The following is a 14,551-nucleotide window of genomic DNA, read 5'->3' as shown; positions in this document are numbered from 1 at the left end:
AGGCCGTGGCCTTACTGGCAATACCAGTTAGGCCGGCCAGGGGATCTGGGTCGAGGGATAGAAGGCCACCCCTTGTGCCGTCCATCGAGCGCCGTGGCGGGCGAGCCGGCGGGCGAAGTCCTGACGGTCGTGGGTGGACCGTGGCGACCAGCCCAGCTCGGCGATGGCCGGGAGCCGGGGGAAGGACATGAAGTCCAGATCGTCGCGGCTGGTCAGGGTCTCCGACCACAGCGGAGCTTCGACGCCGAGCACGGCGGATTCCGGTACGTCGCGCAGGAAGCTGCCCGGGTCCCAGTTGTACGCCTCGTCGACGTCGATGAACCCCGCCCACTTGAAGCCGATCGGGATGCCGCGGTGGTACTTCATGTCCAGGTACGCCCGGCTGGCGGGGGAGAGCACGATCTCCGTGCCGCGGGCGGTGGCGGCGGCGACGAGGTTGTCGACACCGCTGGTGCCCCAGTACTGGACCACCGTGGCCGGCGGCGGGTCGGCGCGCAGCACCTCGTGCCAGCCGGTGACCTCGAGGCCGTGGCCCGCCGCGATGGCCAGCGCACGGTGGACGAACTTCCGGTAGCCCTCGGGCGGGGTGACGTCCGCCTCGTCGGCGCCGATGTGGACCCGGCCTCCCGGGGTCAGCGCGGACAACTCCTCCAGCACGTCGTCGACGAAGCGGTAGGTGCTGTCGTTGTCGACGCACAGTGAGCTGAACCCGACCGCGGTGCCGGACGTGGTGAACGGCGGCGGCGCCTCGCCGTCGCAGGTCAGCTCGGCGTAGGCGGACAGCGCGGCGTTGCTGTGGCCCGGAATGTCGATCTCCGGGATGATCGTGACGTGCCGGGCGGCGGCGTAGGCGACGAGGTCCTGGTACTCCCGCTGGGTGTAGTAGCCGCCCGGTCCACCACCGACCTGCGTGCCGCCGCCGTGGGTCGCCAGCCGCGGCCAGCTGGTGATCTCGAGCCGCCAGCCCTGGTCGTCGGTCAGGTGCAGGTGCAGCACGTTGATCTTGTACTGGGCGATCAGGTCGATGTGCCGCTTCACCTCCTCGACGGTGAAGAAGTGCCGGGCGACGTCGAGCATCGCGCCGCGGTGGGCGAACCTCGGGTAGTCGAGGATCTCGCCGCCGCACACGGTCCACGGTCCCGGTTGCTGCTGCCGGGACTCCACGGTGGCCGGCAACAGCTGACGCAGCGTCTGCACACCCGCGAACAACCCGGCCGCGGTGGCCGCCCGCAACACGACCCGTCGCCGGTCGACCACGAGCTGGTAGCCGGCGGCGCCGACCCGCGGGTCGGCGCCACCGAGCACCAGCACGATCCCTCCGTCCGGCGACTCGCGGGGCACGACCGGCAGCGGGTAGCCGGTCGCCGGGCGCAACACCTCCGCGAGGTACGTCCCCGCCGCTTCCGCCGCGCCCGCCGCGACGATCGTCGTCGACGGCGTGAGCTGGAAGTCGGCGTCGGGCGCTGATCGTCCGGACACCACGGCGGGTACGACATCGGCGATGCTCGCCGCGGCTGACGTCCGAACGGACATGCGTCTCCTCGAAGGTGCTGGTTCAGCTGATGGCGGCCCGGAGACCCCAGCGTAGTCGGGTCGGCATCAGCGGCCGGCGAGGAAGTGTGCGGCGACCTCGGTCGCGCTGAGCGCGCGGTCGTAGAGGGCCACCTCGTCCAGCCCTCCGTGCAGCCGCCGGGCCCGGTCGTCGCCGCGGGCGCCGAGCTTGACGCTGATCGCCGACTGGCCGGGACGGATACTGGTCTGCTGCCGCCCGACCTCGACGCCGTCGGCATAGACGATCATCGTCGTGCCATCGAACGTCCCGACCAGGTGGTGCCATTCGCCCGTGCCGAGTGCGGTGCGGCCGGTGACGATCGCGGCACTCCGCGCGTCGAGCAGCCCGAACGTCGGGCGGCTCAGACCGTCCAGGCGCAGCAGGAACCCGTTGTAGGCCGGCCCTTCGTACTTCTCGACCACGCCGATGCCGTCGCCGCTGGCAGCGCGGTCGGTGCGCACCCAGGCTTCCACCGTCAGCTCACCCGTGGGCGAACCCACGTGGTCCAGCGGCACCTCGCCGTACCCACCGCTCAGCTCCAGTCCGGTCGATCCGGGGACCGCCCCGGCGCTGCCCCGGGCGACCTCGCCGCGGGTGCTGCCGGTGCCGGAGCCGTCGACGCTGTCCTCGATCACGGTGCCGTCGCCCTCCTCCAGCCGCCACCAGCTGTCCGGCTCGTCACCGGCGATGATCTCGGCGTAGTCGCCCGAGTCCGTGACGTCGGCGGGATACACGCCGAGGGCGAAGCCGGCGTCGTCGCCGTCCCCGTCGATCGCGAACCGCAGGTGCGCCGGGTCCGCGCCGGCCGGCGCCGCCACCTCCACCTCGACGCGCCGGGTGACCGGCCGGCCGTTGCTCTCGATCTCGACGTCCTGGCTCGCCGGTGTCACGACCCAGCCGGCCGGCGCGATGACGGTGAGCCGGCCCCGGTAGCTGCCGGCCGACCGCGCCGTCACGTCGATGGCGACCTCGCTGACGCCGCCGCCCCGGATCGCGCGCTCGCCGTAGGGGGCACTCAGGGTGGCTCCGGCCGGGGTGGCCGCGATCGACTCCACCCGCTGGAGGAAGGGCAGCAGCGTGCCCATGGCGACGTGGACGGCGCGGGTGTCGCCGTTGGGGTCGACGGCGCGGACCGCCTGCATACGTTCGCGCAGGCCGACCATCCGGTCGCGCGCGGCCGCGGCATCGGCGTCGCGCCCTTCGGCGAGCGCCGTCAGCACCTCCAGTGCGTCCAGGAGTGCCTGGCCGCCCAGGGACGTCGCCTCCAGCCACGGCCCGAGCTCGGCGGCGAGGTCGGCCGGCAGCGCTTCGGTGAGCGAGCCGGACCGGGCCAGCGCGGCGGCGTGCTCGCGCAGCCGGGCCGCCGGTCCGGCCAGGTCCGCGCCGGACCGGTACGCCGTCAGGTAGGTGTCCAGGATGCGGCCGAGTTCGGGTCCCATCCGGTCGCTGTGGAAGCCGTCGTAGCGGTGCGCGTCGGCGAAGATCTCGAAGTCGCCGGCGCGGTCACCGGCGAACCGGGTCAGCACGGCGTCCCAGGCGCGTTCGGGGTCATAGCCGGCCGGGTTCCAGGCGTAGTCCGCCGCCGTCGCCAGCGCCACCTGGGAGGCGTACTGCTCGCTCAGCTGGTTCCACGAGATGCCCAGGACGGTTCCCGGCAGGTCGGGGGAGCGGCCCACGACCGGCCCGAGGTGCAGCCGGCCGCGGTCGTAGTCGTTGACCGGGTAGTTGTCGAAGATGATCAGCTCGTGCCGGGGGAAGGCCGCCCGCACCTGGGCCACGTCCATCGGCTCGATCTCCGGTGACATCACCGCGGGGCCGGTCCAGTAGATCTGCCAGTCGGCCGGGATGTTCTCGTCGAAGACGCTGCGATACGGCGTGGATTCGTTGGTCCAGTACAGGGACGGGATCGTGATCGGGGTGCCGAGCTCCTCGTGCCGGGAGAAGAACCGTTCGTCCAGGTCGGTGAGCACGTCCGCCTGGGCGCGGGCCACCGGCTGGTCCAGGTCGCCGTAGCGGGCGGTGTCCTCCGGGCAGGTGAACTGCTCGGTGACGTCGTCCCACGAGATGACGAACCGGGTGATCCCGATGCCGCGCAGCTGCTCCAGCCGGGCCAGCAGCGCGTCGCGGTCGGACTGTCGAGAGTGGCAGATGCCGGGCGCCGTTCCACCGTGCATCGGAGCCGCGGGCCCGATGCGGTAGATGAACTCCACGTGCCGTCCGCGGGCGTACTGGGCCAGCCGTTCCAGTTCGGCGAGCTGGCCCGGCTCGTAGAGCTCGCGCCAGGCCCGGCCGGTGGTGCGCGGGTCGTTGGCGGGGCCGTAGAAGTAGACGTTCATCTTCAGCGCGGCCAGGAAGTCGATCTGGTCGCGGCGGGCCGGCCACGACCAGTCCGGTCCGTAGAACGACTCCAGTCCGCCGCGGAACTCGAAACCGGGACCGTCCTCGATGCGCACGGACGGCAGCACGCCGGGTTCCAGCCCGGCCAGCTGTCCGAGCGTCTGCGCCGCGTAGTAGAGCCCGGCGCCGTCACCGGCGAGCGCCACCGAGGCCGTGCGGCCCCGGTGCGCCCGCGAACCGAGCAGATACTCCTCGGCGCCGAGCTCGGCGACATCAGCCGCCTCCCAGCCGTACGGCTCGACCACCGCGGGCTCGGCCGCGGCGGCCGTGGGCGTGAGGAGATGGACGGTGAGCAGTCCCGGCCTCGGCCGGGGGTTCTCGCGCAGTCCCTGCTCGGTCAGCAGCTCGCGGACCGCGTCGACGGTCGATGCCGCGACATCCGCCGCGGCGTCGATGGCGAAGGTCGTCACCCGCAGGTCGTCGCCGATGCGCTCGATGGAGCGCGGCGCCGGCTGCAGCAGCGACAACGGCGCCGGTCCGGCGTCCGGCGCGGGGACCGCTCCTGGTGGCGCCGGTGTCCCGGTGACAGCCGCCGCCGTCACACCGGTGACGACGAGGATGGGAACCACCGCAAGGGTGGCGAGAGATCGCAAGGACGCACGCGGGTGGACGACGCTCATGTCGGACCTTTCTGCCGGCTGCCGCGCGACGATACCGGACTAGTCCGGTATCTGTGAAGGCCTCGTCTCCTGCCTTGTCGCTCCGGAACACAGCCCCGATCGAGGGAGTCAGGAGGCGAGACCACCGCGTCTGCGCCTTCGTGCCGCCGGCTCCGGGTCATCTCGACCACCGGCTGCTTCGCCCGACGAATACCGGTCTAGACAGGAATCGCGAGCTCATGAAGGCCGGCGTCGCCCCGCCTCATCGGGTCAGGGACACGCGCGGCCCGGGCCTGGGACGAACCGGCCGGCGCGGTCATCGGCCGGCCTGCCGTCCTGAGCGACGAGCCGTCCGCGCAGGTACGTGCGGATCGCCCGGCCGGTGACCCGGCGGCCGTGGTACGGCGTCCAGCCGGCCTTGGACAGCACGGACTCGTCGCGCAGCTGCCACTCGGCGTCCGGGTCGACCAAGGCGAGGTCGGCGTCGAAGCCGGGCGCGATGCCGCCCTTGCGCGGCCACAGCCCGTACACCCGGGCGGGCGCCTCGGCGTAGAGCCGGGCCACGTCCTCGTAGGCGAGGTGCTGGCGGGCGACCGCGTCCAGCAGGGCCGGCAAGGTGGTGTCGATGCCGGGGAGGCCGAAGTGGACGTCCCAGATGCTCCCGGTCTTCTGTTCCCGGGTCGCCGGCGCGTGGTCGGAGGAGACATGGGTCAGGACGCCCTCGCGCAGGAGCCGCCACTGCGCGGCCTCGTCGGCGTCGCTGCGGGCGCGGGCGGGCGGGGTGAACTTGCGGAAGTTCCCGTGCTCGACGACCTCGTCCTCCCGCAGCAGGAGGTACTGCGGGCAGGTCTCCGCCCAGATCCGCGCCCCGCGGCGGCGCTCGGCGGCGAGGTACTCGGCCACCTCAGGATGGCTGACGTGCGCGACGGTGACCCGGGCACCGCTGCGTCGCGCCAGCACGGCCGTCACGGTGGCGGCGACCACCTCGGCGTCGCGGTCGCGCCACTCCGGGAGCAGGCCGCCGTCGTCCCGCCCGTCGGCACGCAGCAGCGCCTCGGCGTCCTCGGTCAGCGACTCGTCCTCGCAGTGGACCAGGCTGACCGCGCCGACGTCGGCGGTGGCCCGCAGATGCCGGCGCAACGCGGCGCCGCCGTGGCCCGGGATGCCGTGGGTGGTGCAGGTGAACACCTTGAAGAAACCGACCCCGGCCCGCCACAGGTCGGCGACGGCGCCGGCCACCTTGCCAGGCTCGGCCGGCCACGCGTGCGCGGCCAGGGCGAAGTCGACGTTGGACCGGCCGGTCAGATAGGAGACCTTGGCGTCCAGCTCGGCCACGGTGCGCACCGGCGCGCCGTGGGAGTGCTCGACGATCGTCGTGACGCCGGCGGCCGCGGCGGCGCGGGTGCCGGTGGGGAAGTCCTCCCGCTCCGTGCTCCCGGGGTCCATGAGGTGCACGTGGCTGTCGACGCCGCCGGGCAGGACGAGCAGGCCACCGGCGTCGACGAGCCGGGTGGCGTCGGCCTCCAGCCGGCCCACGGCGACGATGCGCCCGTCCCGCACGGCGACGTCGGCGCGCCGACGGCCGGACGACGTGACGACGGTGCCGCCGGAGATCAGCAGGTCGACGGTGGGCACGAACGGGTTCCCTTCATCGAGGAGGCCGAGGTCAGAGCCGGTACTCGGCGACGGCGGACGCGGACAGCCGCAGGCCGAAGCCGGGCTCGTCGCCGAGCGGGATGCACCCGTCGACCACGCGCGTGGGCGTCTCGAGGATCGGCTGCCACCAGGGCTGGTACTCCTGCCACACCACGTTGCGCGCCGCGCCGGCCAGGTGCGCGGAGTGCTCCATGAACAGGTGCGGCGTGACCTGGAGCCCGAACACCTCGCAGACCCGGGCCGCCTTCATCCACTCCGTCACCCCGCCCATCCGCATGAGGTCGGGCATGACGTAGTCCGCCGCCCGTTGCTGGGCGAGGACGAGCAGCTCGTCGGACAGGTAGTTCGACTCGCCGGTGCACAGCGGCATCTCGATGGCCCGCGTCGCGGCCGCGTAGTCGTCCACCCGGCCGTGCGGCATCGGTTCCTCCAGCCAGAAGAGGTCGTACTCGGCCAGGTCGCGGGCCATGCGGAGGGTCTGCTTGAGGTCCCATGCCTGGTTCGCGTCGACCATCAGGGCGACGTCGGGGCCGATCGCCTCCCGGACCACCCGCACCCGGGCGAGGTCCTCGGCCGGGTCGGGCAGCCCGGCGCGCATCTTGACCGCGCGGAAGCCCTGGCCGACCAGCGCCTGCGCCTCGGCGGCGAGCTCGTCGCGGCTGCGGTCCAGCCACAGGCCCTGGCTGGCGTACGTCTCGACCCGGTCGCGGAACCCGCCGAGCAGCCGGTGTGCCGGCAGGCCCGCGGCCTGACCGGTGATGTCCCAGCAGGCGGTGTCGATGGTGGAGATCGCCGCCGCGGCGAGACCGCGCCGGCCGATGAACTCCACCGCCTTGGACAGGCGCGCCCAGAGAGCCTCGGTGGCCACGGCATCCGCGCCGACGGCCAGCTCGCCGAGGTCCTCGATGAGGCGGACCAGGCTCGCGACGCGGCCACGCCCGAAGGCGAAGCTCCAGGCGACGCCCTCATGGCCGTCGGCCGTGCGCACCTGGACCAGCGCGGTGTCGATGGCCGGGATCGGGAAGGCCGCCGTGACCAGGGGCCGCTCCAGGGGGATGGACAGGAAGGTGGTGGTCACGTCGGTGATCGTGGTACCGCTCGCCACGGTGTGAGCTCCTTACGGACGACGGTGGGTTCAGGTGCGCCGGAACAGCCGGCGGACGAAGCGGGACACGGCCGCGCCCAGGCGCCGCAGCACCGAGCGGCTGGTGATCCCGAGGACGTCGATGGCGTCGGGGACCGCGTCGTCGCGCACTCTGGCGGGTGCGTGGGTGGCCGCTCGCGCGGGTGCCGGCTCGCCGTCCGGCTGCCCGCCGGCGGCGGGGTGACCGCCGGCGGGCCGACCATCGCCGGGCGACGCCGGCGGGGTGGCCGCCAGCTGCCGCGCCAGCGCCTTCGCGAACTGGCCGATGATCGCGTTCGCGACGTCGGTCATGACGCCGCGTCCGAGCTGGGCCGGCCGTCCGGTGATGTCGAGCTCGGTGAGCAGTTCGACGCGCGCCGCGGGTCCGTCGTCGACCAGGTGCATGGTGACGGTCGCGGCCGCCGTGCCGTTGCCGTGCGAGTCCTTGCCGCGAGCGGCGATGACGGCGGTGCGCGACTGCTCGTCGACGGACTCGAAGCGGGCCCGCCCCTTGTACGAGAGGCTCACCGGGCCGACCTTGGCCTTGACCCTGCCGGTGAACTCGTCGCCGTCGACGGAGTCGAGCGTGGCGCCCGGCATGCACGGCGCCACCCGCTCCACGTCGAGCAACACTCGCCAGGCCTCCTCCACCGGAACCGGCACGGTGAACGTGTTCGCGATCTCCATGAGCGCTCCGTTCGTTCTCGGGCTTCTCGGCGTCCGGTCAGGCGGCCCACGTGCTGGAGGTCGACCCCAGCCACCGGTACGCCAGCAGGACGTTGAGCTCGTGGTTCGACCGGACCAGGGCGTCGAAGCGGTCGGCCTCCTCGGGGCCGGCCGACGGCACGACCTCGGACAGGTGCAGGGGGTCGTCCAGGGTGTACTCGGCCAGCAGGGTCTCGACGGTGTCGCCGGCGTCGCGGCGCCGCGAGACCTCGGTGGCGAGGCGGTCCAGGTAGCTGAGGTGCCAGCCGATGCCGTCAGCGGCCCCGGTCAGCGGGCCGTGGCCGGGGACGAGCGTGTCGACGCGCAGCGTCGCCTTCAGCGACCGGATGGACCGCCCGTAGCCGACCGGATCGCCGGCCAGCAGCATGGGCGGGATGCCGGCGTGGCGCAGGAAGTTCCCGACCCAGGCGACCTTGGCGTCGGGCACGTGGACGATCGTGTCGCCGGAGCCGTTGCCGGGCCCGAAGTGCCACAGGTGGACGACGCGCCCGCCGAGGTCGATCTCGCAGAACCGGTCGAACACCAGGTCCGGCGCGCGCCAGCTCACGACCTCGTCGAGGTCCGGGTCACCGTAGAGGCTGCTGAGGCGCAGCTGCTTCTCCTCCTCCAGCCCCATGGTGGTCATCGCGGCCTTGTTCAGCCGCGACGACACGATCGTGACGTCGCTGCCGAAGGAGACGTTCCCGAAGCTGTGGTCGCCGTGGTACGTGGTGTTGGCCAGGTACCGGATCGGCCGGTCGGTGAGCTTGCCGACTACCGCCTGCAGGTAGTGACCCACACCGGGCGTGATGCCGGCGTCGATCACCAGCGCGGCGTCGTCGCCGACGATGAGCCCGTTGTTGTCCTTGGGCACGCGGTTCGCCATCAGGGCGTAGACGCCGTCGGCGAGTTCCTGCGGGATCAGCTCGAGTCCGCGCGGGCTGAGGTTGGGCGGTACGAAACCCGCCTGTCGCTCGCTGGTTTCGTGAATGACGGGCAACGGCCAGCAGACCACGGTCCTGTCCCCTCCTCGTTCGGAAGTATGTATTACGATAGGTAAACGCTAACGTCAGTTGATTACGATCGTCAAGGCGTGGCGGAGGAGGAACGCATGACTCGGACGGTGCACGTGCTCTCGCTCGGCGGCACGATCGCCATGACGACCAGGGCGGACGGGCGTGGCGTCGTGCCGGCCCTGGATGCGGCGGCGCTCGTGGCGGGGGTGCCCGAGCTGGCGGCGGTGGCGACGATCGAGGCCGAGGAGTTCCGCCGGCTGCCCGGCGCACACCTGCGGCTCACCGACCTGATCGCGCTCGCCGGCCGGATACGCGAGTTGGTCGCGGCCGGCAGTGACGGCGTCGTCGTCACCCAGGGCACCGACACGATCGAGGAGGTGGCGTTCGCGCTCGACCTCCTGAGTGGGGCGGACCGGCCGGTCGTCGTGACCGGCGCCCTGCGCGGTCCCGGTCAGCCCGGCGCGGACGGACCGGCCAACCTGCTCGCCGCCGTCCGGGTGGCGGCCGGCGACGAGGCGCGCGGACTGGGCGTCGTCGTCACCATGAACGACGAGATCCATGCGGCCCGGTTCGTCCGCAAGCTGCACACGTCGCGGCCGTCGGCGTTCGCGTCGCCGAGTGCCGGGCCCATCGGCTGGGTGGCCGAGGATCGGGTCCGGATACCACTACGGCCGGCCGCGCGGGTCGTGATCGGCGCACCGCTGGGCACCCAGCCGCCGCCGGTCGCGCTCGTGACGGTCGCGCTGGGCGACGACGGGCGGGTTCTGCGGGAACTGCCCGACCTCGGGTTCGGTGGCGTCGTGCTCGCCGGGTTCGGCGCCGGTCACGTGCCCGGCGCCCTGGTCGACGACATCACCCGGCTGGCCCGGCGCATCCCGGTGGTGCTGGCCTCGCGCTGTGGCGCCGGGGAGGGGTATCGCGCGACGTACGGCTTCCCCGGATCCGAGCGCGACCTGCTGTCCCGCGGGCTGCTCTCCGCCGGAGCGCTCGACCCGTTCAAGGCGCGGATCCTGCTGTCGCTCGCGCTGGGCGCCGGGTGGCGCACCGAACGGATCGCCGGCGCCTTCGATCAGCTCTCCGGCTGACCTCGCCGTGTCGGACTGCGTTGACGGCTGATTATCGTGATACGTATGGTGATACATACTTGAGAGGAGCGGCGATGACCTGGATCGGGGAGGACGACAGTGCGGCAGTCGACGTCGTCGTCAACGGCCGGCCGACGGCGATGCGGGTGCCGGCCCGACGTACGCTCGCCGACGCGCTGCGCGACGACGGGCTCACCGGCACCCATCTGGGGTGCGAACACGGTGTCTGCGGCGCTTGCACGGTGCTGCTGGACGGCCGGCCGGTCCGGTCCTGTCTGACGTTGGCCGTGCAGGCCGAGGGCGCCGACGTCGAGACCGTCGAGGGGATGGCCGAGGGTCCCGAGCTGCACGTCCTGCAGCGCGCCTTCCACGAGAACGGTGCCCTGCAGTGCGGGTTCTGCACGCCCGGTTTCCTCATGCTCGCGCTGGGCCTGCTGCGAGCGGAGCCCGAGGCGCCGCCCGAGCGCGTCCGGGAGGTCCTGACGTCCAACCTGTGCCGCTGCACCGGCGGCGGGCCGATCGTGCAGGCGGTCCTCGCCGCGCAGCGCGAGCTGGCCGGAGACGTGGCGTGAAGCCGCCGCCGTTCGCCTACGCCCGGGCGGAGTCGCTCGAGCACGCGCTGACGCTGCTGGACGAAGCCGGCGAGGACGCCAAGGTGCTCGCCGGCGGGCAGAGCCTCGTCCCGCTGCTGGCCTACCGCCTCGCGCGGCCGACCCACCTGATCGACATCGGCCGCCTGCCCGGGCTGGACACCATGCGCTCCGACGACACCGGGCTCGTCGTCGGCGGGCTGGTCCGCCACCACGAGCTGGAGCGGTCGGCCGTCCTGACCGGGCCGTGGCAGGTCCTGCGCGAGGCCGCCGGGCTCATCGGCCACCACCCGATCCGCATCCGCGGAACGTTCGCCGGCAGCCTGGCCCACGCCGATCCCGCCGCCGAGCTGCCGGTGGCGGCCACCGCCCTGGACGCGTCGTTCACGGTGCGCTCCACCGGCGGGGACCGGGTGATACCGGCCGCGGAGTTCTTCGTCGGCCCGTTCATGACGGTGCTGGAGCCGGCCGAGATCGTCGTCGACGGCCGGTTCCCGGCACCGCCGGCGGGCCTGCGCAGTGCGTTCGCCGAGTTCAGCCCGCGGGCGGGCGACTTCGCGTTCGTCGCCGTTGCCGTGGCCGTCGCTTTGGACGACGGCGGCCGGGTGCGGCACGCACGCATCGTCCTGGGCTGTGTCGGAGCGCTCCCGCTGCGCGCGGGCGAGGCCGAGGACGAACTGATGGGCTCGGCGCTGACCGAGCAGGCGATCGACGCCGCCGCTCGCGCGGCGGCCGCGGGCTGCGACCCCGTCGACGGCCCGCACGCGAGCGCGACGTTCCGGCGCGAGCTGGTCGCCGTCCTGGTCGGGCGGACGCTGCGGCGGCTGAGGGAGGACCACCCATGACCCGAGTCCGCGGACTCGTCGGCGCCGACGTCGAGCGGCTCGCCGACCTCCCGCTGCTCACCGGCGCGGCACGGTATGTCGCCGATGTTCACCGTGACGGCGAGGTGCACGCCAGGATCGTGCGCAGCCAGGTGGCGCACGCACGGATCGTCGGCATCGACACCGCCGACGCGGAGGCGGTGCCCGGCGTGCTGGCGGTCATCACCGCCGATGACCTCCCCGACGTGCGCATCCCCATCCGGCTGCCGCTCGCCGACACGCCCCGGGCCAGACGGGTCCTCCAGCCGCCGCTGGCCCGGGGCGTCGTCCGGTACGTGGGCGAGCCGATCGCCGTCGTCGTCGCCACCGACGCCTACGTCGCCGAGGACGCCGCCGAGCTGGTCGACGTCGACCTGGACGACCTCGACGTCGTCGCGGAGGTCGCCACCGCGGCCGACCCCGGCATGCCGGTCCTGCACCCCGACCTCGGCGACAACATCGTCAGCAGCTATCCGCTGCACCACGGCGACGTCGACGCCGCCTTCGCCCGGGCCGACGTCGTCGTCCGCGAGCGACTGCGGATGCACCGGCACACCGCCGTCCCGATGGAGACGCGCGGCGCCATCGCGGAGGTCGACCCGGCGACCGGCCGGCTCACCCTCTGGGGCGGTGCGAAGGTGAAGCACGCCGTTCGCGCGGCGCTCGGCGAGATGCTGTCGATGGAACCGGCCGACATCAGGATCGTGGAGGTGAACGTCGGCGGCGGATTCGGCGTGCGCGGCGAGGCCTATCCGGAGGACTACCTCGTGGCGTTCCTGGCGCTGCGGCTGCGTCGTCCGGTCAAGTGGATCGAGGACCGCACCGAGCACTTCGTCGCCACCAACCACGCCCGCGAGCAGGAGCACGAGCTCGAGATCGCCGCGACGGCGGACGGCCGGCTGCTCGCCTTCCGCGACCGCGCCTGGTGCGACCAGGGTGCGTACGCGAGGTCGCAGGGCACCCTGCCGGAGCTGCTGCCGGCGCTGCACCTTCCCGGGCCGTACCGGTGGGAGGCGTTCGCGCTGGAGACCACTGGCGTGCTGACCAACCGCACGCCGGTCGGCACCTACCGCGGGCCGGGCATGACGGAGGCGGCGTTCGTCCGTGAGCGGCTGCTGGACGTGCTGGCCGGCCGGCTGGGGCTCGACCCGGCCGAGCTGCGCCGGCGCAACCTCATCCGCGACGACGACCTGCCGTTCACCTGGTCGCTCGGCGCCGGCTCGGCGCCGGTCCCGCCGATCAGCTACCAGAGCGGCGCCTTCTGCTCGTCCTTCGAGACCCTGCTCGAGCGGGCGGGCTACGACGAGCTCCGCCGCGAGGCGGCGACCAGGTCCGGCGACACCATCAGTGTCGGCGTCGGCGTCGCCACCTACGTCGAGGTGGGCGCGATGGGTCCGTTCGAGGACGCGCGGATCGCGCCGGCCGCGGACGGGAGCTTCGTCGTCCACGTCGGGGTCGCCTCGCTGGGCCAGGGGGTCGAGACGGTGCTGGCGCAGATCGCCGGCGACGAGCTCGGTGTGCCGATGGACCGCCTGCGCGTCGACCACCACGACACCGACGCGGTCCCGATGGGCTTCGGGGCGTTCGCCAGCCGGTCGACCCCCGTCGCCGGCAACGCGGTGCTGCTGGCCGCCCGCGACCTGCGAACCAAGGCCGCGAAGCTGCTGGGGGCCGAGCCGGACGACGTGGAGTTCCGCGACGGCCACGTCCACGGCCCGGGCGGCGCGTCGTGCCCCGTCCAGGACGTGGGGGAGGGGCGTGGACGCTTCGACAAGCCGCACCCGACGTTCTCGTTCGGCGCCGCGCTCAGCGTGGTGGAGGTCGAGCGGGACACCGGGAGGGTGCGCGTCGTGCGCCACGTCGTCGTCCACGACGTCGGCCGCGCGGTGAACCCGGCCCTGGTCCGCGGCCAGCTGGCCGGCGCGGCGAGTCAGGGTATCGGCGCCGCGCTGCTGGAGGAGCTCAGCTACGACGAGCGAGCACAGCCGATGGCGACGACGCTCGGCGACTACCGCCTTCCGTCGGCCGGTGAGCTGCCCGACATCGAGGTGATCGTCCTCGAGCACCCCGCACCGGGCAACCCACTGGGTGCCAAGGGCGCGGGGGAGTCCGGCATGGTCGGGACGCCGGCCGCGGTGGCGAACGCCGTCGCCGACGCGCTGGGCGCGACCGGCCCGCAGGTGACCACCCTGCCACTCACCGCCGACCGGGTCCGCGCGCTGCTACGCGAGGCGACATGAGTCCTTCGGTACTGTTGCGGATATTCATCGGTTTGCTGATATAGGGACTCCCCATGTCGCTGCGCCACGCATTGCTCGCCACCCTGACCGCCCAGCCCATGACCGGGTATGAGCTGATCAAGTACTTCGACGGCAGCATCGCCTACGTCTGGAGCGCGCCGCACAGCCAGATCTATCCGGAGCTGCGGCGCATGGAGAACGACGGCCTGGTCGCCGGCGACGTCGTTCCGCGTGGTGACCGGGCGCAGAAGCGGGTCTACTCGATCACCGACGCCGGTGTGGCCGAGCTGCGCCGATGGTCCGGTGAGCTCATCCCGTACCAGTCCGAGCGTGACCCGTACCGCCTCAAGGCCGCCCACTTCGAGCAGTCCACCTACGACGCCGCTCGGCGCCAGCTGCACGAGCACGTCGGCCACTACACGCGGGCGCTGCAGGGCTGGCAGCACATGCTCGACGACCTCGACGCCCGCCGCGTCTCGCTGCTGCGCCAGCGGCTCAGCCTGCGGCCCGAGGCCGAGCACGAGGCGATCGTCGCGTTCCGCAAGTTCGCCTTCGAAGGCGAGGTGGCGAAGGCCCAGATGGAGATTGACTGGGCCCGCAGAGGGCTGGACCTCCTGGACGACCTCGAACGCCGCGGCGTGCCGCTGGCCGGTGAGGACGTCCCATGACGATCAACGATGCCAGCGGTACGTCCGCGGCGGCCGGCAACGGGAGCTGAGCCGGCA

11 protein-coding genes are annotated in these 14,551 nt (G+C 73.0%); 5 read left to right on the top strand and 6 right to left on the bottom strand.

The window, feature by feature from the left end:
• Positions 1 to 27: 27 nt before the first annotated feature.
• The 6 genes from ACW62_RS02715 to ACW62_RS02690 form a co-directional block, all read right to left on the bottom strand.
• Positions 28 to 1,533, bottom strand: coding sequence for a family 20 glycosylhydrolase (locus ACW62_RS02715; RefSeq protein WP_083459074.1), 1,506 nt, complete (start codon positions 1,531 to 1,533; stop codon positions 28 to 30).
• 66 nt (positions 1,534 to 1,599) lie between these two features.
• The gene (locus ACW62_RS02710) at positions 1,600 to 4,518 is read right to left on the bottom strand and encodes a beta-N-acetylglucosaminidase domain-containing protein (protein WP_205629090.1); all 2,919 of its coding nucleotides are present in this window, start codon (positions 4,516 to 4,518) and stop codon (positions 1,600 to 1,602) included.
• 300 nt (positions 4,519 to 4,818) lie between these two features.
• Complete coding sequence (locus ACW62_RS02705; RefSeq protein ID WP_053202504.1) at positions 4,819 to 6,183, bottom strand: dihydroorotase; 1,365 nt, start codon at positions 6,181 to 6,183, stop codon at positions 4,819 to 4,821.
• 31 nt (positions 6,184 to 6,214) lie between these two features.
• Positions 6,215 to 7,282 (bottom strand): mandelate racemase/muconate lactonizing enzyme family protein, encoded by a 1,068-nt coding sequence (locus ACW62_RS02700; protein WP_205629089.1) that lies wholly within the window; start codon positions 7,280 to 7,282, stop codon positions 6,215 to 6,217.
• A 57-nt stretch (positions 7,283 to 7,339) separates the two neighbouring features.
• Complete coding sequence (locus ACW62_RS02695) at positions 7,340 to 8,014, bottom strand: SRPBCC family protein (protein ID WP_053202502.1); 675 nt, start codon at positions 8,012 to 8,014, stop codon at positions 7,340 to 7,342.
• Between the two features lie 37 nt (positions 8,015 to 8,051).
• Entirely contained in the window at positions 8,052 to 9,032 is a 981-nt protein-coding gene (locus ACW62_RS02690; protein WP_205629088.1) for an MBL fold metallo-hydrolase, read from the bottom strand.
• 111 nt (positions 9,033 to 9,143) lie between these two features.
• Here ACW62_RS02690 and ACW62_RS02685 point away from each other — a divergent pair, with 111 nt between their 5' ends.
• The 5 genes from ACW62_RS02685 (at position 9,144) to ACW62_RS02665 (ending at position 14,494) form a co-directional block, all read left to right on the top strand.
• Positions 9,144 to 10,133 carry an asparaginase gene (locus ACW62_RS02685; RefSeq protein ID WP_053202604.1) on the top strand — a complete coding sequence of 330 codons (990 nt, stop codon included), beginning with the start codon at positions 9,144 to 9,146 and terminating at the stop codon, positions 10,131 to 10,133.
• 74 nt (positions 10,134 to 10,207) lie between these two features.
• Positions 10,208 to 10,705 carry a (2Fe-2S)-binding protein gene (locus ACW62_RS02680; RefSeq protein ID WP_053202500.1) on the top strand — a complete coding sequence of 166 codons (498 nt, stop codon included), beginning with the start codon at positions 10,208 to 10,210 and terminating at the stop codon, positions 10,703 to 10,705.
• Entirely contained in the window at positions 10,702 to 11,568 is an 867-nt protein-coding gene (locus tag ACW62_RS02675; RefSeq protein ID WP_053202499.1) for an FAD binding domain-containing protein, read from the top strand. Before ACW62_RS02680 ends, ACW62_RS02675 begins: the two co-directional genes overlap by 4 nt.
• Entirely contained in the window at positions 11,565 to 13,826 is a 2,262-nt protein-coding gene (locus ACW62_RS02670; RefSeq protein ID WP_053202498.1) for a xanthine dehydrogenase family protein molybdopterin-binding subunit, read from the top strand. Before ACW62_RS02675 ends, ACW62_RS02670 begins: the two co-directional genes overlap by 4 nt.
• Before the next feature lie 53 nt (positions 13,827 to 13,879).
• Positions 13,880 to 14,494 carry a PadR family transcriptional regulator gene (locus ACW62_RS02665; protein ID WP_053202497.1) on the top strand — a complete coding sequence of 205 codons (615 nt, stop codon included), beginning with the start codon at positions 13,880 to 13,882 and terminating at the stop codon, positions 14,492 to 14,494.
• Positions 14,495 to 14,551 lie beyond the last annotated feature (57 nt).

This window comes from Jiangella muralis (assembly GCF_001270745.1).
Taxonomy (GTDB): domain Bacteria; phylum Actinomycetota; class Actinomycetes; order Jiangellales; family Jiangellaceae; genus Jiangella; species Jiangella muralis.
The sequence above is the reverse complement of the archived record's forward strand: the minus strand, read 5'-3'. Positions and strand labels throughout refer to the sequence as shown.